The following is an 18,670-nucleotide window of genomic DNA, read 5'->3' on the forward strand; positions in this document are numbered from 1 at the left end:
CCGGACGTGTTGAGTATTGCCCTGTGCTCGACGGTCCGGTCAGCGGTCAACAGCTCACCGGATGTCTGGTGAAGGCAACTCCGCATTGATCAATCCGTGGTCGGCGGTGAAGCCGAATGAGAAGTGCAACGCAGTGCTTCCCTCGTCGGCATCCACAGGCTGATGGTGATCGACTAGGTGACGGGTCTCGCCAGGGGTGGTGCGCCAAGAGGCGGGATGCGCGCCCGCGCGGCAGCTGGCAGGGTCGCTACCCAGCAGATGGTTCAGCCGCGATCGGAAGCCGGGCAGGTAGCGCAGGTGGTAGTCGCCAGCCATCAGCGGTGTGCTTCGACGGTCGTGGTGGCTGTCGTAGTAGACCCACATCATGACGGCGAGGTCGTGTGCGAGGCCGGGGTGCAGTTCCCAGCAGTCGGGGATGAGTTCGCGGCTGGTCACCGCGTGGACGGCGTTGTAGTCGGCCACCCACCGCCGCACTGTCCGTCGCAGCGCTGCGGCTTCCTTCTCCGACAGCGCGGCCCACGTCCACGGGGTGCGCCGAATCGCGGCGGGTTCGGCCTCCAAGAGCGCCAGCAGCATCGCCACGTCGTGCTCAGCGGACGGTTCGGTGACCGTCGAGGCGGGATCGATCGGTTGGTCGGTCACGGTTGGACGCCTCCGGGACGGGTGAAGGTGGCTCGCAGGTCGGCCGCCGCCGCGGCTCCGCGACGGCGGCTGTGTTCGCGGCTGTTCGCTTCGTGCACGACCGCGTCGACTGCGGCGACCTCGCGCCGGATGCGGTGGCGCCGCCGGCGGCGTTGGTAGATCGTGGGTACGGAGGCCACGAACAGCCCTGCCCCGCGTGGGGCTAATACCGCGCGACCATCGGATAGGCGCTGTTGTTCCGACACCGGCAGGCTGTCCACGCGGCTGACCTGGTCGGTGCCTCGTGCGCGGGTTCGTTCGGCGAGCGCCACGTTGCCCGCTCGGGCGGTCAGCTCGGGTGCAACGGTCATGTCCAGCCCGCCGACCACCGTGACGCTGGCCGAGGCCCGCAGACCGTCGGCTTGGGCGCCGTAGAGTTCGTCTTCCTGGCTGCTGCTCTGCACCGAGTACAGGTAGTGGATGCCGTGCTTGCGCATGGTGTTCCCGACGTAGGGCAGGTTGGGCACCACGACGCTGTGCCGCAACTCGTCGAGGACCGCGACGAACGGCACGGGCAGCCTGCCCCCACGATGGCTGAATGCCGCAGTGCGGGCGGCGATGAACATTTCCGCAGTGAACAGCGACAGCAAGGGCCGCACCCGGTGCACACGGTCAGGATCGGCCAGCACGTAGACGGTGCCGCCCTCGCGGACGAGCCCGACCATGTCGAACGATTGGTCCGGGTCGACGTCGCAGAACGCCCGGCCTTCGCTGCTGATCAGGGCGTTGATGGTCAGGGCGAGGTAGCGCTCGACGCCGGAGGTGGTGCGGTCGGAGCGGGTGCTCAGGTGGGTGGTCAGCGCGAGCAGGGCGGTACGGTCGGCGTGCGGGTGCTCGGCCAGCACACGGCGCGGGGTCGTGTGCTGGGTGTCGGACAGCCACTGGGTGATCTCGTCGAGGCCGTAGCCGCCCAGCGCCGCCGCGTACAGCCAGGCGGCCAGGACCTCGCTGGCGGAGTTGCGGAAGAAGGTGTCGTCGTCGCTGCCGCGTCGTTGGGTGCCTGCGGTGTCGGAGCCGGCGACCAAGGCGTGGGCACGGCGGGTGGCCACGGCGAAGTCGGCGCATCCTTCGATGGGGTTCCACCGCACCTGCGGGAATCCGGCGGTGAACCGGTGGGCCGGGTCGGAGAAGTCCACCGCTGCGACCGGGTACTCGCGCATCCGGCCGTGGCCCGGAAGCCATCGCAGCGGTGCCCGCACGGGGCGTGAGGGGCGGTCGCGGCGGGCCAGCACGGTGTGGGTGAACACGGCGGGTTCGATGCTGAGCACCATCGCCGCGCCGGGCAGGTCGCGGATGATCGGGATCAGCAGGCGCAGGGTTTTGCCCCAGCCGGTGCGGCCGAGGATGCGGATGTTGTGCTCGAAGTGCGCCCACAACGGCACCCACGGCGCCCACGGACGCAGGGGTCGACCCAGTCGGTAGCCGAACGCGGCGGTGGGCATGGTCAGGCGAGTCCACCATCGGCTTCGAGGCCAGGTCACGCGGCCTTTGCGGCGGGCCTGCCAGCGGCCGAGTGTGCGTCGCACCTCGCGGGTGCTGGCCAGTCCTTCGTGACGGTATCCGGCCACGGGTGCGACCACGAACGCGAGCCACGCCGCCCACAGCGGCAGGGCGGCCATGAACGCCCACAGCGGGCGCACCGGCCACTGGACGGTCACCGGCCACCGCGATCCTTTGGCGTCTGGAGACGCGGTCGGTTCCGGAATCGGGATGCTCGTCGTCGATGGCGCAGCCTGGTCGGGGATGGTGGTTGAGGACGGGGGCCGGTAGGTCGGCAGGCCGAGCAGCCCGCCGTCACCGCCGGTCGGCGAGTGCAGCTGGAGCCGGGGTGGGTGCCAGCCTTGCTCGTCGACCAGGGCGAGCAGCGCTGCGCCCAGCCACACGGCCGTGATCGCGCCGGCCAGGGCGAGCAGCAGACCGGCCGCGCGGCGCCGGCGTTGTTCCAGCGTGGTGCGGTGCCTTCCGGGGATCACCATGCGCGCACCACCGACGAGTCGAACCCCGCGACGCGGGTGCGCACCAGGCTGACTTTGACGACGTCGCCGCTCTGGGGTGCCTCGACCATGTAGTGGACACCGTTGAGCGTGCCCAGGTAGAGCGCCACGTGAGTGGCCGGACGCCCCCAGAACAACATGTCCCCGGGTTGCGCCTGCTCCCAGGGCAGTGAGCGGCCGAACTGCTGCTGATGCTGGGAAACCCGTGGCAGGGTGACGCCGATCTGGGCGAAGGCGTAGACCATCAGGCCGGAGCAGTCGAAGCCGACGTTCTCGAAGTCGCCGTGGGCGTCGGCGACGCCGCCGTCGCGGATGCCGACGGTGGGGCCGCTGGCGTTGCCGCCACCCCACGAGTAGCGGGTGCCCAGGTAGCTCAACGCCGAGGCCACCACCGTGGTGACTCGTTCGTCGGGCAGGGCGAGCGTGCCGAGGATCCCGGCTTCCGCGGGCAGGGTGATGGTGTTGCCGCTGACCATGATGCGGATCGGTCCCGAACCACCACCCGGCGCGCAGACGATGCCGCCGGTGCCGCCTTGGGCAGAGGCTCCGTCGTAGAGCTGGGCGGCCAGCGCGGTGGCCCACCAGTCCCAGCGGGCGTACCAGAAGGCTCCGGCGCCGGATGCCTGCACGGTCTGCGCCGCGTCGGCCAGCGCGACGGTCGGGTCGTTGTAGTGGGGGACGCGTGCCAGCAGTTGCTCGTAGAACGCGCCGGAGGTGTCGGCCGGGTCGGTCCGGTTGACGTTCGCGTACAGCTCGCCCTGCTGCTGGAACAACCCGAGGCTGCGTCCGCTGACCGCGTCGGGGTTCAGGGTGGATTCCTGCATGGCCGTGGCCAGTGCGATCGCGGTGCCGCGCCGGGTGATGCCGAGTCCCTTGCCGACGGCAACGATGGTGCGGGCGACCGCCATCTGGCTGGCGTTCAGGGTGGCCTGCACCTGCCCACCGGTAGCGGTTGCCTGCCCGGCCGGTTGGTCGGCTAGTGGGGCGGTGACCGTGCAGCCGCCACGTGGTGGGGTCGCCGTCGCCTCCTGCGCGCCGGTGCTGAACAGCGCGACCAGCAGCAGCACGCTGAACAGCGCGGCTGCGCCACCGAGGATGCCTTTGACCATCGGTTCAGCCGCCCACGGCGGCCAGGTCGACCCGCCAGGTGCCGTCGCCCTGCCGCAGCATGACCCGGGTGGAGGAGACCGACTCGACGTACCGGGTGCCGGCAGCGGTGGTGACAACCCGGTGGGAAGTCACTCGCACCACGACCCGCTCCGAGGTTCGGGGCGCGCTGGGCACGATCTGGGCGACAGGCGCGGAGCAGTTCCCGGACTCCCGGGCGGCGGTGGCCTGTTCCCAACTGCGCGCGGCACGGTCGTCGCCCGCGGGGTCGAACAGCGACCACGCCTCAGCGGTCATCGCCGGTCGGGCCCGCCGCTCGGCGTCACCGAACCGCTCTCCGGTGGTGGTGAACGGGCACCACCGGGCCAGCCACGCACGTGCCGCGCTCTCCGGACCGGCCAGCTCCTGAAGGGCCGGTGGCCCTTGTGGAGCGGCTACCACGACGATCGTCGCCGGATCCGTCGCGGTCCGTGGCTGGACCACTGTCGGTGCGACCCCGGAAGGCGGGATGGGTGGTTGTTCCGGCAGAGACATCGAGGACGTGACGGCGGAGGGCTGGACCGTCATCGATGTCGAGGTGATGGACGTGACCCCGGTGGGGGTCGGTGCCGATTCGCCAGGCTCACCCGACGCGCTGTCCGGTGCGCCCGGTTCGTCCATCGACCAAGCCAGACCCACCACCGCGGCGACCACGGCGACCACGCCGGTGACGGCCGCGATATTGCGGCGGATCGGTACGGGCCGCCACGGCATACGAACGTCGCCCACGCCCCGGTCATGACTGCGGGTGAACTGGTGGTGCAGCTCGGCGCGGCGCTGCGCACCGGCCTCGCGCAGCTCGCGACGTCGGTGTGCACGGGCTCGGGCCTTCGCGCCCCACGGCCACCAACCCGGCCAGGGACCGAGCAGGTCACGTCCCCAGAGCGCGCGGCTAACCTCGCGCGCAACCCGCGCCGGACGGTCCGCGTCGCCATCGGGCTGTTCGGCTGCGGGGATCGCGGCCTCGTGGGGCTCGGAGTCGTCATGTTGCGCGTCAAAGCGTGTCACCGGTGCTTCTCCGTTCGTTGATCAGCCGTACTCGGTGTCGCCACGCCGCTGTCCGGGTGTGCGACGCTGCCTGGTCGGCGGCGCCGGATCCGAGCCGCCCTCCTCCGGCGAGCGCGTCACGCGCCGCGCGGGTCGTGTTCGTGCCGTGGTGATCCGGTGGACGCCACGGCGGCTGCGGGCCGGGGGCGGCGGGGTCTTGTCCGGCGGTGCGAGTCCCCGCCCGCCGGGCGGAACGACCCACACCCGCCGCGTGTCACCGACTGCTTGCGTGGTGCCGGTTCCGCCGGGTGGAGCGATCCAACGGCGCGGGCCGACCGCGGTGGCCTGCTCGGCGTCGAACGTCGCACCCCTGCGTGCATCGGGATCGGGACGAGGGACAGGCTTTTCCCGCACCGCCAGAGCACGTCCGGCAGTAATCGAGGTGGTCGCACCGGTCCCGTGCGGGCGTGCCCGACGTCCGCCCGGCCCCGGCCCGTAGAGCTGCACGTCCGTGGACGGGGTGATGCGCGTGGCGGTCGCCTCCACCGGTCCGCGATCGATGTCCGCCGCCTTGGTCACCGGCGATCTGAGCTGGTTGCCCGCGATGCGGGTCGCGGCGACGGCCAGGCCGACCCCGCCGACCGCCGCGCCACCGGCCACTCGCGCTGCTCCGGCGGCGACGCGAGCGACGCCACCGAACGCCTTGAACGCCGTCCGCGCCACCGAACGCGCGATCAACGCCGAACCGACGCCCATCGTGCGGGCTCCTTCGCCGCCGGTCAGCGAGTCCACCCAGGACTGCATCTGCACCGCAGACATCATCAGGGCGATGTTGAGTACCGTGACGATGAAGAAGCCGTACTGACCGACGAGGGCGACGATGACGGCGGAGGTGACGGTCACGCCTGACACCGTCGTGGTGATGGTCAGAGCTTGCAGGACACGGCCGAACGTGTAGATCACGTAGCGGGTGCCGGTCGCACGAGGCCAGCCGGGTGTCGGCCACAACGTGAGGAACACCAGCCCCGCCACCAAGGTGAGCAGCAATCCCACCGAGGCGTTGAGTCCCGCCAGTATCAGGCGCACCCACAGCAATGCCAAGGGAATCACCAACAGCGCCAACAGCAGCACGATGCCAAGCCGTGCCGGGTCCTGGCCGCGGATGTAGTCGCCGTAGGGACCGAACTCCTCGACCGAGCCCTGGTCGTCGAGGATCTCCATCCACCGCTTCCACGTGTCGTCATTGGCCAGCGCGTGGTGACCGGCCTTGCCACACACGTCCAGGGAACCGAAGTGCGCCAGGCACCAGGGTGTGGCGCCGAAGTTGGACCACATGCTGTCGACCAGTCGGCGGGTTCCCGAGTGTGGACTTGAGTCGGCGATCGCCGGGGTGGGAAATCCGGTCGGGTTGTTCGTGGTGGTCACGAATTGGGTCGATCCGGCGATCACGCCGTCGGCGAGCTGCTGCCGGACCCCGTCCACGGTGGTCATCACGGTGGACGGGCCCGAGGCGAACAGCATGGCCGTCGCGGCGGTGGCCATGACCCAGCCCAGATCGGTGGCGAAGCCTCGGCCCTCACCGCGCCATCGGGCGTAGGTCATGACCGTGCCGATCGCCACGGTAGCCATGATCAATGGCCAGAACACGTGGTAGGCGACCATATTCACTGCTTGGTCGATCTTGTTGCTGGACTCGGCGTAGAGGGTGAGGTTGAGCAGCCACTCCAGCAGCGTCAGCGCGCCCTCCAGCAGGCCGAGCACGAGCCACATCAGCAGCAGCGTGATCACGCCGATGATCTGGTACACCGGCAATGCCAGATCCAGCCAGCCCGACGCCGACTCATCCGGTTTGACCGTGATGGCGTAGTCGTAGAACGAGTACGTCTCGAACAGCGTCTTCGGGCCGCCACCGGCCAGGTCCGGGCCGGTGATCACATCGTCGGCCACCGCGCTGCGCGCGTGGCCGGCGACGAGCAGCCCGACCAGCCAGGCCAGGGTCATCATCCGCTCGGGCCGGTTCCACAGCCACCGCAGCGGTCGCGGGGCGCGTTCGCGCACCAGCCTCACCACCAGCAGCGCCTGCGAGCCCGTGTCACGCCGGAAGTCGGCCAGTCGGGCGAGGACATGTCCCCTCATGGCTCGTCCACGGGCGCAGGTGCCATCGAGTCGACCAACCACCGGTCGTCAACCAGCGCCAAGCCGATCGTCACGTGCCGGGGTGCGTCGTCGTACGCACGGACTTCGACTACGGCGACCACGGACCCGGAGGACCTGCTCTCCCCGAGCACCCGAACCTCCGGACGCGGCCGGTGACCGGCGGGTAGGCAGCGCAATTCGTGGCCGAGCTGAGCACGCCACCGTGGTGCCGCGAGCCGGCAGGCGTCCGGGTCCAGTGCCTGGTGGCCTTGCGCAAAGGCCAGTGCGACCGAGACCGGATCGCCGAGATCCAGTGGAACCGGGTCTGCCGAGGGCAGCGGTTCGGGCCACGACACGGCGATGACGGTCAGGCTCGCCAGTGCTGCTGCGTACACCACCGACGCGATCAGGCCGGCGCGGCGTTGGGCAGCTGACGGTTCCAGCGGTGAGGTGGCGATCACCGAGCACGCTCCCGGTGATCGGCTTGCTGCTGTTCACCGACCGCGTCCTCTGCCGCCGTGTTGTCGGGCTTCCCGGCGTCAACCGACGCCGTGACCATGTGAGCATCCGGAAACTCGCCTTCGCTCTGGTCGACGTCGGTGTCGTAGGCGTAGAGATCGGCGGAGTCCTCAGCCGCGTCGGTGGACAGGGTGTCAGCGATCCACTCCGTGAGCCGGTCGAAGGCCACCAGCCCGAGCCGGTTGTGCCGATCGCGCATCACGCACTCCCCCGGCCCCAACATGCCCTGCGCCTGGCGCAACCGAGGGCCCGCATCGGGCCGGTGCAGCAGCACAGCCTGGGCACGCTGTTCCTCCTGGCCCAGCGCCTCGAACGCCGCGCTCATGACCAACTGCTCGACCAGGCCCTCGATGGCCGCCATCTCGACCGCAGACTGGGAGTCCAGCAGCAGGTAGGTCTTGAGCGCGCGCCCGGTGCGGGCCAGCCACTGCACCAGCGACCGGCCTTCCGGGTAGGCGGTGATGCGGTGCAGCTCGGTCAACGCGACGAGCTTGATCAGTTCCCGCACGTGGCGTGACTGCATCAGCGCGTACGCCGTGGAGGTCCGGAAGGTGGTCATGGCGCAGCGCTGGGACACCGTCCACTGCTCCGCCACGCTGCCGGGCTGCGGCAAGCCCAGACCGTCCAGCCGCAGGTAGACCAGCCCGCGGCCGGACAGCATCGGAGCGGCATCGACGGCCGGACTGCCTAACACGGCACGCACGTCGGACTGCCGCGATCGCACCGACAGCATCTCGCCCAGCGTCCGTGCAGCTTGCGCGGCCTGAGTGTCGCCGGGGGTGGCGACGAGTTCGCCGATCACCGCAGTGGCCGACCACAGCTCCCGGGGGCGGGCCAAGACCCGGTCGATCGCGGCTTCCAGCACCGCCTCGGTGCCTCGCCGGTCGTCGCCGCTGAGCACGCCCATCAGGGCATCGAGCGTGAGGGCGCGGGCCTCGTCGGCGGTGGGCGCCCACCGCATCGGGTCCATCGACCCGGCCGCGTCCGGCGCCGTGACGTCGACGACCTGCACCGGGACACCCAGGACGCGGTCGGCGACCTCCACGATGCCGGCCAGGTCGCCTTTGGGGTCGGCCAGCAGGCACCAGGCGCCCTCGGCCAGCGCGGCGAGGACCGTCAGCATCACCGCGGTGCTCTTCCCCGAGCCGGAACGGCCGGTGAACGACATCGTCGTGGGCATCCGCCGGTTGTCAGCGGTGCGAGAGACCAGGTGCAGCCGAACCGGTCCGGGCGTCGCCCCCAGGTTGCCGCCGATGTAGGGACCGCTGGTGTCGCCGACCGCCGAGCCGCCGTGAAACCACGAGCCTGCCAGGGTTCGCATCGGCTGGACCTGCCCGAACTCTGGCACACGCACCCAGTCGCCCGGCAGCAGCTCCTTCCACAGCAGGTCTTGGATGTTCGGCACCAACTCTAAGGCGACGATGCCGGTGTAGCGGCGGCGCAGCGCCTCGATGCGGTCGGTCAGCTCCTCGACGGTCTCGGCATGCACCACCCACCGCGGGTGCGAGGTAGCCAGCACGTCGATGCGCCGCCGCACTTCCCGGTCGCGTTCGGCGAGCGCGAGTTCGGCCTCGTCGACCTCCTCCGGCGGTGCGGTGCCCGCCTCACCGGCCTCCAGCGACTGCGACCTGGTCCACTTGCGGCCAGTGCGCAGCAGCGCCAGCGATCCGGTGCGGCCATGGTTGACCCCGCGCACCGAGGCTTCCACGTCAGTCAGCTCGGTCAACAGCGCCAGCCACTCCCCGCCGGGGATCTCCAGCTCGTCGGCCGGGAAGCCGTTGACCGCGGGCACCAGCACCGCAACGTGCCGGGTGGCGCCGGTGGCGGCGTCCCTCGTGGTCACGTAGCCGCCGTCGGGGCTGGGGACGACCTCGCCGTGCATCAGCGACACCAGCCGCGCGCCGGACAGCTCGCCGTCGTCGACCGGGGCGAGGTCGGCGGTGCGGCGAAGCTCACGGGCATAGGCCCAGGCGATCGTCACGGCCGACGCCGGGACACCGCGAAGAGGGCTGTCGCGCACTTGGCCGAACCACCGCTTCACGGCGGGCCGCAGTTCCTCGACGCGGTCGTGGGCGTCGCGCAGCATCCCGGCCCGGGAGCGCAGCTGGGCGGCGACCGTTCGTCGACGTCGTTCCCAGGGCGAGGCGGTGTCACGGGTCGGCCAGCGGACGCCGAGCAGCACGATGCGGCGGCGGAAGTGCCCCACGTCGCTGTTGCGGGCGATGCGGTGTGCGCCCAGCTCGATGTAGTAGTCCGCACCCGGCGCGCGGACCCCGGAAGCGGACTTCCAGCTTTCGCGGTAGTCCTCGTCGGAGTAGCGCGTCCACATGATCTTGAGGTGGTAGTCGGCATCGACCGGCAGCAGCGTGTGCATCGCGGCGGCCGTGGCCCAGGTCGCGGCCTCCAGCTCGCCGTCCTCCATCAGTTCCGTGGAGCCGTCGGGGATCTGCGCCCAGGTCCACACCGCGTCGTCGGTGACCTCGATGCCGTCCAGGATCAGCAGTGGCGCGGCGGGCGGGTCGGCGATGCGGCGTGCCGCATGTGGTGTTCTACGCGTCATGCTGCGCCACCATCCTTTCCGGACTCGGGTGTCGAGGTGACGAGGCGGGTGGTGACCAGCAGTCGAATCGGATGGGACCGGTGGCCGGTGATGTCCAGCAGCGGGTTGCCGATCACCGCCCTGCGAGGCTGCATCCGGAACTGCGCCCAGTCCCGCCAGGCGGCGAGCATCATCCGGCCGGTGTCGTCGCGCCGCGTGCCGTAGAGCACGAACACCACCGGCGGAACGAGAAACACCAGTGGCGACAGGCGGTGCAGGATCGGCATGCCCAGCACAAGAAGTACCGACCACCACAGCCCGACGCTGACCGTCCCGATCAGCAGGATCCGCCGCTCCACGCCCCGTCCCAGGGAGCGGCCGAACAGCTCGTACTGGCGGGTTTGGAGTCTCAAGTGGATGGTGTCGGTGGGCAGCCTCATGTCGTGCCCCCGAACACCGACTGGATGACTCCCTTGAGGATGTTCTCGGCGGTGTCCGGGAAGAAGATGAACACCCCGCACGCCATGGCGCCCAGGATCTGCGCCATCATCCTGCCCGGCTTGTCCTCCATGTAGGACCAGAAGGCCCGCACGCCCAGCACGATCATCAGCAGCACACCCAGCAACGTGAAGATCGCCTGCTTGATGCCGTCCAGGTTCACCTGTTGCAACGGTTGCGTCTGTGCCAGCTCCAGTGTTCTCACAATGGTCATCGCGGTGTTCATCACGGTGCTTTCCCGGTGTCGATGTCGATGCCCGCCAACAGCCAGCGGTCGTCCTGGCGGTGCAGGCTCAAGCGGTAGGTGCAGGTCAACTGCCCGGCGTTCTCGGCCACGCGCCACACCACCGTCGCCACACCCATACGCTGGTCGGGCGGTGCACCCGGCGATGCCTGCATGCCACGCCACTGCCGCAGCTCGACCAGCGTCGCCGCACCCTCGAGCGAGGCGATCCGTGCGCGCGAGGCACGGACGAAGTCCAGGTCGCCGGTGGCGAAGGCGTCCATGAAGCTCTGCACGGCCGCGCGGGTGTCGCGGGTGAACCGATCGTCGGACACCGCCTGCCCTGGGGGTGTGGAATCGGGAGCCGCGGTGCCGGGCTCACCGACCAGAGCCGGAGGCGCAGTCAACAGCAGGCGGCCGTCGTGCTCCGCGAGGGGCACCGCAACGACCAACCAACGCGCCGGATAAGCCCGCCAACCCGGAAGGTCCGTCGGTGCGGGCTCCGCAGCCGGGATACCGGAGCCGGCGGTGGGCGAGGAAGAACCGGACTGCTCGGAGGGTGATTGCGTCGGTGCCTGTTCCGACGACTCCGGGTCCTCGTCCGGGGCGTACGGCACAACCCGTGCCCGCACGGTCACCACGGCCTGCTCGTCCCCTTGCCTTACACGGCCGAGCACAGTAGCGCTGTCGGCGGACTGACGCCCGTGTCCGTCCCAGCCGTCGACCTCCCGCCCCGGCAACGCCCACCGTCGCAGCACCTGCTCGCGACGCCCCCGTTCCCAGGCATCCCACGACAGGTAGTCCACCGCCACACCCTCGGCGACCCCATCGAGCACCTCATCGGCAACACCGGAAGTCGACGTCGACGGACGCAGCCACTCCGCCACGGTGACGGTCACATCGACCGCGCCCAGGACCGTCAGCACCGTGAGCGCGGCCAGCACGACCAGTCGCCGCGCCCGCGTCCGCCACGGTTCGCGGACACCGTCGACCACGTCGAAGGCGGTCTGCCGCTGCGAGGACGTGCGTCGTGCCGGCACGGCGTCGGCCGGCGGCGTCGGGGACGGCCCTGACGACGGTGGCACCCACTGTGGAGCGACACCGGGCACTGGCACTGGCCCGGTTGGTGCGGGGCGGCCGGGTGTCGTGGCCGTCCATGAGGGCTGCCGGTGTCGAGCGTCCACCGGCGGTGCCATTCGTCCGGTGACCGCACGTCCTGACCTGTCGTCGGCGGCGACCGCCGTGCCGTCCGCCCGAGTGGACTTCCCGATGCGTTTCGCGTTCCAGCGGACGCGGACAGCGTGGTGATTCTTCCCTGCCATCAACCACCACAGCAGATCACCGGCCATGATCCGCCCTCCGGGCGGCCGGCAGCCTCGTGATGAAAGCGCACATGAAACCCCCTGTGAACATCGCGGCGCTACTACGCCAGAATCCTGGATGCGCGGCGCGATACAGGCACCATAACTCCACACCCGCTCGTGAAAAGAGTTTTTCCCGTAGATCGGGAAAAGGGTTGTCGCTGAATGAAAACCGCCTGACTCAACTCCGATGCGATGCGGAGGAGCCCGTGACGTGCCATGATGGAGCCGGTGCGCGGTCGGGTATGCGCACCGTCGGGGATACGGGCGGTTGATTGCTCGTCGAGCCGTGGGGGCGTAGACGGGTAATCGACCGCTCGCGCTGGCGACACATTTCATGTGTCGAAAGGCGGGGTGTGCGGGAACCGGCGGTCGGCTCCCGCACACCCCGTCCACTATGAGCGTGCGGCGGCGAAGTCGTCGAAGCAATCGCGTGGAAGCCGGTCAGTTCCTTCGGTCGAGCCGCTCGGATGTGGTGTGAGCGGTGATCGCGACCAGTCGTCCGCCGATCCGGTATCGGCGGCCCACCCGTTCCACGGCGCCGCAGTCCTCCAGGGCGCGGACGAAACGGTGGACCGTGCTCAGCGGCAGGTCGCCGAGTTCGCTGATCCGGGCCAAGGTCAACGGTGCGGGTTGGGGAGCGATGGCCTCCAGCACACGCAGGCAGCGCTCCAGGTAGGCGTCGCGACCACGAGTCGCGGGCGCGGAGGCGGGTCGCGCCGTCCCGGACGGGTCACCGGTCATCGCTGCGCTCCGCAGTCGGGTCGAGTTCCGGATGTGCAGGTAGCCGTGGCTGCGCGTCGGGTAGCCGGTGGGGTCGCGCCCCCAATCGGCCAGGGCTCGGTCGTTGTGCCGACCTCTGCGCCTGCCACTCCCGGAAGGTCCTCTCGCCGATGCGACGACGCAGGTGCGGGTGGTTGTTCTGGGTCATGCCGACCGGTGAGGGTCCGAGCACCGCCAGCAGGTCCGATGCGGTGTTGGAGTGATGGCCCGCGGTGGTGATCGCTTCCTCGCTGGGAAACACGTCGGCGACCCGGTCGCCCGGTTCGATGAGGTTGTCTTCCTTCCCTCCGTAGGAGTAGATCCACAGCCAGTTCGCAGGCGGGTCCGGCTCCACCAACCTCTTGAACCTGGCTACTTCCCTGGTATACGAGTAGAACGTCACATCTGGCGTGGCGCGGGCGATGTCCAGCCAGGCCGCCAAGTAGAGGTCGGAGAAGAAGTCGCCGGCATCGTGGACCCTGAGGTACTTGCCTCCGCGCAGGCGCGGTGCGGCGAGTTCCGCGAGCATGTCGTCCTTCCACTGTGGAAGGTCGTTCTTGATCCTGAGAAGGTTGCGCTGGTGCTTGGCCAGCACCTTCGGGAAGCGGAACGTGCCCGTGCGGGCGTAGCACACGGCCGCACAGACACCGGCTGCCGGGCAGGTGACGTAAGGGGTTCCGTCGTCGAACCTGCCCGCCAGCGCCGGGATGGAGAAGGTGAAGATCCCGTGCGGCCGGAGGTAGGCGTTCTGGGTGATCATGCGTTCGGGCGTGCGCCTGGACCGGTCGACTGCCACGACGTGCTCCTCATGCGGTCATGGGGGCGTGGGTGAACTCGACCTCGATCACGCCCGCGTCGGGCGCGCCGAGACGCGCCGTCGGGGCGACGCGACGTAGCAGGGCAAGAGCTGCGGTGTTGGTGACGGGCACCTGCGCACGCACGGCCAATCGCCCTGCGGTGTCGGCCAGCAACCGGCTCATCAGCGCCGTGCCGACCCCTCGGCGCTGCCAGGCATCCTCGACCAGGATCGCCAGCTCGCTGCCGTCGTCATCGTGCACCGCGGTGGCGACCCCGACGAGCAGATGACCATGCCACCCGGCCACGGTGGTCTGCCGGAACCGGTCGGGCAGCGACCGCAGGTAGAGGCGGGCGGCGTCCGGCGAACCTCCGCCGCACCGGTCCAGCACGGTGCGGTCGGAGCACCGGTCCAGCATCGCCTCGACGCTGCGCCCATCAGCAGCCAACAACGGCGCTGTCACCAGGTGTGCGACGCGCATCATGCTCAGCTCCGGTGGAGGGTGGTCATGGCCGCGACGTCCACGGGGCAGCCTGGATGTACTGCGGCACCGCGGTGGGCGCCCGCCGCAGCAGCGGCCACCAGTAGGTCGTCTCGGTCACCACAGCGACAGGGCGTCCCGCCACGAGCAGACGTGCCTGCGAGTACAACGCCGGGGCATCGGCGTGCGGCGGTCCATCGACACGGACGGCGAACTGGGTGGCACGCTGCACCGCCGCGCCGAGCAGCTCGCCCAACGGGACGCTGCCCTGCCGCAGCAAGGCTTGCCCGTCGATGTCCAGGCCCAGCGCCGGCTCGTACACCAGCGCCGTCACCGCAGCCAGACGCACGGCAGCATCACCCGTGGCGGGCACCAGAAAGCCGTCGCGCACGGTGACGCGAGTTCCGAGCGCGACATCGAGCAGCTTGGCCTCCAGCGGGTTCACCTCACGACGCGTGTCGGGCACACGTGCTGTCCTGCGCACGGTGAAGCCGGTCCACCAGGACAAGGCCGCGGTGTAGGTGGGAGCTGTGTTGATCAAACGCTTGAGCCGCACAGCGCGGTCTTCCAGATCGCGCCCCGGGTCCTCGCCACCGGTCCCGGGAACGTCAGCGGCCGTTCCCTCGGTGTCGAACGTGGTGGCGTCGTGACCGGTACTGACGCGCGTGTCGATGTCGACGAGAGACACGGTGTTCCTCCTGCCTGAAGTTCGGCATCGGTGGGAACGCGGCCCGCCCTCCTGGGAAGAGAGGGCGGACCGCGCGCTGAAGATCAGGCACTCGGTTCACCCGGTGACTGGGTGCCGGGCGACGACGACCGACGGTGCGGGCGCCGGGACGACGACCGCGCTGGTCGTCGTCGAGCCGACCGGAGGGCTGGTGGGGCTCGGTGCCGACGACGATGAGGTATCCGTCGGGCGGGACGTCGTGATGGTCGGCCTGGGCTTGGGCGTGGTACGCGTCGGCTTCGGCGACGTCGTCGTCGGATTGACGGTGGTCGTGGGCTTGGTCGTCGTTGTCGACGGTGGGACGCTGATCCCTGCCGCCTGGGCCGACGCGCCGGTCGTGGTCAACAGGGTTGCTGTACCTGCGATGAGCGCACCGGCGGCCATCCCGGCCAAGGCGATGCGAACAGACCCCTGGGTCATCGAATCTCCTTACAAGTAAACGGTTTCAGGCTGGCGGCGGCGTTCTGCCGGCTACCTGATCAACACGGTCGTGCCCGCAGGAATGGGGCTTCCACCGTGAGATGTGGTTAGGGTGTGCAGTGCGTCGGCGGGAACCCGGATGCAGCCGTCAGAGCTGGCGACGCCGAAGACGGCCGGATCGGGCCAGCCGTGCACGCCGATGGTTCCGGGTCCTCCGCCGTAGGTGGTGTAGGTGTCGGAGTGCGCGCCAAGCGCCAGGAGCACCGGGGCGTAGGTGGCGGTGGGGTCACGGATCGCGGCGATCACGAACGTGCGCCCTTGGGGTGCGGCCGAGTTCGCGGCACCGATGCCCACCGGCCGACCTCGCGACCGTACTGGTGCAACGTCAGCGAGTAGTGCGCCCGGTCGACGGTGACCAGGTACGGCGTCACGGCGAGCGTGATACCGGACCCCAGGTGCAGCCAGGCCACGCTGTTGTTGGGCCTCGACGGCAGAGCGACCATGACCCAGTCCGTTCGTCGCTCCAGGACCGGCAGCCAGGTGTCGACCTGGGCACGCGCCGGTTCGATGCCGATGGGCTGGGCGCTGGGTACCGCGGCGACTGGGTCACCACCCGGCGTCGTGTACGCCGCCACCGTGCGCGTGGGGTGTGCGACCGTGCCGTCCGGAATCTGCCTGGGTTCCGGGTCGCGCGGCGCATCAGGGATCTCGGTGAACGTGTCGGCCTGCGGAAGCAGAGCGAGCTGCTCGTCGGACATCGGTCGGGGTTGGGACGAAACCGGTCGATCGGACGTTGCGTCGGCGACTGGTTCCGCTTGGCGGCCCGCCGAGGAACCGGGGCTGGGCTGCCCCTGGCCCCGGTCCTCGGCGGACGTGAAAGCGAGTAGGGCCACGGTCAAGGCGGACAATGCGAGCCCGCTGACGACGACTCCCCGGACGCGGCGAATAGCCGTGTCTTCGGACTCCTTCGTCGTGTCGTGGCCCACGGCGATCACCTCCTCGGTACCAAGTGGCTGGTTCACAAGTGCGCGGTGCGCCGGACGTCCCCGACGACGGCGGTGCACGCGCTTCTTGTCATCTCTGTGCGAAGGGCGAGAGGGAGCCGCTCACCAGCAGCGCTCGATGCACCAGGCGTTGGTGATCATCCCGGCGCCCTGGAGCTGCGAGTGGGTGCTCAGGTTGGTGACGTAGCGGCCGACCCAGATGTCGCGGGTGCTCCAGCCGTACCAGAAGCTGACCCTGATCTTGATGCTCGGCGAGGAACCGCAGTGGTTGTACTTGGCGTAGTGGTGGTCGCTCCTGTCGACGAAGAAGCCGCACGACGCCGCGGCCGACACATCCTGGGCGCTCACCCCGCCACCGCCCTGGGTGCCGTTCTGGATCTGCGACCCGGGGTTGGTGTTGGGAGCGCGGAAGGTGCTGGGTTGCGTCTGGATCTGGGACTGGCCGCTGTTCGCGCCGGTTGGTCCGTAAGGGCCGCCCATGGCGATCTGCGCGGAGGCGCTTCCCGCGGTGACGGCCAGCGACAGTCCGAGCGCGAGGCCGAGCACGCCGAGCAGGCGCAGGATGAACGTGCGTGTCATCGGATTCCTTTGCTTCCGGTGGGGAAGGTGTGCCGCGCCGCTCGCCGCGCTCCCAGGGGGGGATGTGGGTCTGAGCGGCGGCGCGGCACACCCCGCCGGTCGGGAATGACCGGCAGTTTGGTGCTCACCCGCCATCCGGCGGTGAGGCTCCGGCCCGCGGTCGGGCCGGTGGTCTGTGGTTGTCACGGAGCGGGGAGCTGGGTGAGCGCGAGCCGGCACTCCGCGGTGTGCAGTTGTTGCCGCCCAGTGGGTCAGCGACCGGTCGGAGCCAGGCGCTCCACCCAGAACGCCCGCACCGGGCCGCAGGACGTCGCGCCCACGGGCGGGATGTGGCCGGTGGCCTCGATCTCCTGCCGTGACGGGCGTTGGCCGGCTCGGGCCTGCCGTTCTCCGTCGTCTGCGGCCGTGCCCGTGAGCTGGAAGCGTTGCCCGCTGGGGAGCTCCAGCACGACGCAGCCGGGTTGAGGGCCGGTCCACTCGACGCTGCCGACGACGCTGACCAGCGATCCGCGCGCCTGCGGCGGCGGGATCACCACCGCAGTCCTCACCTGCGGATCGGGGTGCTTCGCATCAGCGGACGTCGAGTCGACGTGGTCTCCCGGTTGAGGGGTCGTGCAGGCAATGGTCACGGCCAGGACGGTCGACATTCCCAGCGCGGTGGACCTCCGTCGATGGCACCTCATCGCAGGTCGCCTTCGTCGGCGGGAACTCCCACGTCCCGGAACATCGAGTCAGTCAACGGAACCGTCGGCTCCCGATCCCGCCACAACGAGGCCGCGTGGACCGTCCCGGCAGCCGCGATCAACGAGTTCGGATGCGCCATCCGCGGTGCCAGCTCGTCGAGGACCGCGTGCGCGGTGTCGCGGGCGAAGTTCCGCGCCAGCAGCCAGATCCGCGTCGGCACGCCTGCCCCGCGCAGGACCGCGTAGACCTCCTGGGTCGCTGGCAGATAGCCCAGCACCCACTGACCGCAGCGATCCGGTTGCAGGGCGGAGGACAGATCGTCGTCATCGCCGTCACGGCGCCAGGCCCAGCCCCACTCCTCGACACCGTCCAACGCGAAGACACCCAGTCCCGTGGCAGTCGCCCTCCGGGGGTCGAGGGTGAGGAACGTGGTCTCGTCGTCGAAGACCACCACCTGAGCCGGCACGTCCGGTGACAGACGCCAGCCATCGGCAGCCGCCCGCAGCGGACCCGACGGCGGGTCCAGCCCGATCACGAAATCGCGGAGATCCTCGGCCAGAGCACGTGCGTTCTCCAGCTCCCACACGGCCCCGGTGTGTTCGTCCACCGCCCGCTGCAGCGCGCCGACGTCGGGCCTCGTCGCGGATCGGGTCGTCGTGACGCGCCGCTGCGCGTCGTCAATCCGTTCCAGCGTCTCAGCCGACTCCCGCCTCAGCGTCGCTTCCAACAGCAGCAGATCGCCGGCGGCATCGGCGGTCAGGGCCTGGAGTGTCCCGTCCCCGACCAGGCGGTCCTTGATCGTCTGCGGCACCGGATCCGCCCGGTGCCCCAGCAGCACCAGCAGCTGCCCTTCCACGGTGTGCCGCCACCGTGCACGACGTGTCTCCACCTTGTTCCCCTGTTATCCATGCGTCAGCAGGGCGCGTACAACCGCTTGACCCGACTTCGTGCGGCGGCCGCACCCTGGCAGTCCACGAGCAATTAACCCGTCGAGCGCGAACAAGTCGACCCATACAGACACGTTCCGCGTCATCGCGACAGACCATTGGCCGTGTCCGCATCCATCAGGTTCACCGCAACCGGTGACCCCGTTGCCGACAGAACAATGACACAAACTCCCGCATCACGTCACG

The 18,670-nt window shown here is 70.0% G+C and carries 20 protein-coding genes; 1 reads left to right on the top strand and 19 read right to left on the bottom strand.

The window, feature by feature from the left end; translation table 11 throughout:
• Positions 1 to 54: 54 nt before the first annotated feature.
• From ADK67_RS14645 to ADK67_RS14710, 14 genes are all read right to left on the bottom strand, one after another.
• A complete protein-coding gene (locus tag ADK67_RS14645) occupies positions 55 to 642 on the bottom strand; it encodes a hypothetical protein (RefSeq protein ID WP_053716979.1) in 588 nt (195 codons plus the stop codon).
• Positions 639 to 2,657, bottom strand: coding sequence for a type IV secretory system conjugative DNA transfer family protein (locus ADK67_RS14650; RefSeq protein WP_053716980.1), 2,019 nt, complete (start codon positions 2,655 to 2,657; stop codon positions 639 to 641). Before ADK67_RS14650 ends, ADK67_RS14645 begins: the two co-directional genes overlap by 4 nt.
• Entirely contained in the window at positions 2,651 to 3,784 is a 1,134-nt protein-coding gene (locus ADK67_RS54630; RefSeq protein WP_053716981.1) for a C40 family peptidase, read from the bottom strand. Before ADK67_RS54630 ends, ADK67_RS14650 begins: the two co-directional genes overlap by 7 nt.
• Positions 3,785 to 3,788: 4 nt before the next feature.
• Positions 3,789 to 4,223, bottom strand: coding sequence for a hypothetical protein (locus ADK67_RS50850; RefSeq protein ID WP_157620336.1), 435 nt, complete (start codon positions 4,221 to 4,223; stop codon positions 3,789 to 3,791).
• Between the two features lie 627 nt (positions 4,224 to 4,850).
• Positions 4,851 to 6,944, bottom strand: a complete 2,094-nt coding sequence (locus ADK67_RS14670) for a hypothetical protein (protein WP_053716984.1) — start codon at positions 6,942 to 6,944, stop codon at positions 4,851 to 4,853.
• The gene (locus tag ADK67_RS50855) at positions 6,941 to 7,405 is read right to left on the bottom strand and encodes a hypothetical protein (RefSeq protein WP_157620338.1); all 465 of its coding nucleotides are present in this window, start codon (positions 7,403 to 7,405) and stop codon (positions 6,941 to 6,943) included. Before ADK67_RS50855 ends, ADK67_RS14670 begins: the two co-directional genes overlap by 4 nt.
• Complete coding sequence (locus ADK67_RS14675) at positions 7,402 to 10,023, bottom strand: ATP-binding protein (RefSeq protein WP_053716985.1); 2,622 nt, start codon at positions 10,021 to 10,023, stop codon at positions 7,402 to 7,404. The genes ADK67_RS50855 and ADK67_RS14675 overlap by 4 nt, the downstream gene beginning before the upstream one ends.
• Positions 10,020 to 10,442 carry a hypothetical protein gene (locus tag ADK67_RS14680; protein WP_053716986.1) on the bottom strand — a complete coding sequence of 141 codons (423 nt, stop codon included), beginning with the start codon at positions 10,440 to 10,442 and terminating at the stop codon, positions 10,020 to 10,022. Before ADK67_RS14680 ends, ADK67_RS14675 begins: the two co-directional genes overlap by 4 nt.
• Positions 10,439 to 10,714 carry a hypothetical protein gene (locus ADK67_RS14685; RefSeq protein WP_157620340.1) on the bottom strand — a complete coding sequence of 92 codons (276 nt, stop codon included), beginning with the start codon at positions 10,712 to 10,714 and terminating at the stop codon, positions 10,439 to 10,441. Before ADK67_RS14685 ends, ADK67_RS14680 begins: the two co-directional genes overlap by 4 nt.
• Before the next feature lie 11 nt (positions 10,715 to 10,725).
• Positions 10,726 to 11,667: a conjugal transfer protein gene (locus ADK67_RS14690; RefSeq protein ID WP_157620342.1), complete on the bottom strand. Its 942-nt coding sequence runs from the start codon at positions 11,665 to 11,667 to the stop codon at positions 10,726 to 10,728.
• Positions 11,668 to 12,528: 861 nt separating this feature from the next.
• The gene (locus ADK67_RS14695; RefSeq protein ID WP_053716989.1) at positions 12,529 to 12,828 is read right to left on the bottom strand and encodes a helix-turn-helix domain-containing protein; all 300 of its coding nucleotides are present in this window, start codon (positions 12,826 to 12,828) and stop codon (positions 12,529 to 12,531) included.
• Complete coding sequence (locus ADK67_RS14700) at positions 12,818 to 13,606, bottom strand: GP88 family protein (RefSeq protein WP_053717053.1); 789 nt, start codon at positions 13,604 to 13,606, stop codon at positions 12,818 to 12,820. Before ADK67_RS14700 ends, ADK67_RS14695 begins: the two co-directional genes overlap by 11 nt.
• A 46-nt stretch (positions 13,607 to 13,652) precedes the next feature.
• Positions 13,653 to 14,126, bottom strand: coding sequence for a GNAT family N-acetyltransferase (locus ADK67_RS14705; protein WP_157620344.1), 474 nt, complete (start codon positions 14,124 to 14,126; stop codon positions 13,653 to 13,655).
• 22 nt (positions 14,127 to 14,148) lie between these two features.
• Positions 14,149 to 14,811, bottom strand: coding sequence for a hypothetical protein (locus tag ADK67_RS14710; protein ID WP_053716991.1), 663 nt, complete (start codon positions 14,809 to 14,811; stop codon positions 14,149 to 14,151).
• Position 14,812: 1 nt separating this feature from the next.
• Here ADK67_RS14710 and ADK67_RS14715 point away from each other — a divergent pair, with 1 nt between their 5' ends.
• Positions 14,813 to 15,289 (top strand): hypothetical protein, encoded by a 477-nt coding sequence (locus ADK67_RS14715; protein ID WP_053716992.1) that lies wholly within the window; start codon positions 14,813 to 14,815, stop codon positions 15,287 to 15,289.
• Between the two features lie 32 nt (positions 15,290 to 15,321).
• Here the strand turns inward: ADK67_RS14715 and ADK67_RS52530 are convergent, their stop codons facing one another.
• The 5 genes from ADK67_RS52530 to ADK67_RS14740 all read right to left on the bottom strand — a co-directional run bounded on the left by ADK67_RS52530 (position 15,322) and on the right by ADK67_RS14740 (position 18,393).
• Complete coding sequence (locus ADK67_RS52530; RefSeq protein ID WP_053716993.1) at positions 15,322 to 15,576, bottom strand: L,D-transpeptidase; 255 nt, start codon at positions 15,574 to 15,576, stop codon at positions 15,322 to 15,324.
• Complete coding sequence (locus ADK67_RS52535; RefSeq protein ID WP_053716994.1) at positions 15,573 to 16,028, bottom strand: hypothetical protein; 456 nt, start codon at positions 16,026 to 16,028, stop codon at positions 15,573 to 15,575. The genes ADK67_RS52530 and ADK67_RS52535 overlap by 4 nt, the downstream gene beginning before the upstream one ends.
• A gap of 348 nt (positions 16,029 to 16,376) precedes the next feature.
• Positions 16,377 to 16,853 (bottom strand): DUF6355 family natural product biosynthesis protein, encoded by a 477-nt coding sequence (locus ADK67_RS14730; protein WP_053716995.1) that lies wholly within the window; start codon positions 16,851 to 16,853, stop codon positions 16,377 to 16,379.
• 251 nt (positions 16,854 to 17,104) lie between these two features.
• Positions 17,105 to 17,401, bottom strand: coding sequence for a hypothetical protein (locus ADK67_RS14735; RefSeq protein WP_157620348.1), 297 nt, complete (start codon positions 17,399 to 17,401; stop codon positions 17,105 to 17,107).
• A gap of 131 nt (positions 17,402 to 17,532) precedes the next feature.
• Positions 17,533 to 18,393 (bottom strand): hypothetical protein, encoded by an 861-nt coding sequence (locus tag ADK67_RS14740; protein WP_053716997.1) that lies wholly within the window; start codon positions 18,391 to 18,393, stop codon positions 17,533 to 17,535.
• Positions 18,394 to 18,670: the final 277 nt, after the last annotated feature.

The organism is Saccharothrix sp. NRRL B-16348, from assembly GCF_001280085.1.
GTDB lineage: Bacteria > Actinomycetota > Actinomycetes > Mycobacteriales > Pseudonocardiaceae > Actinosynnema.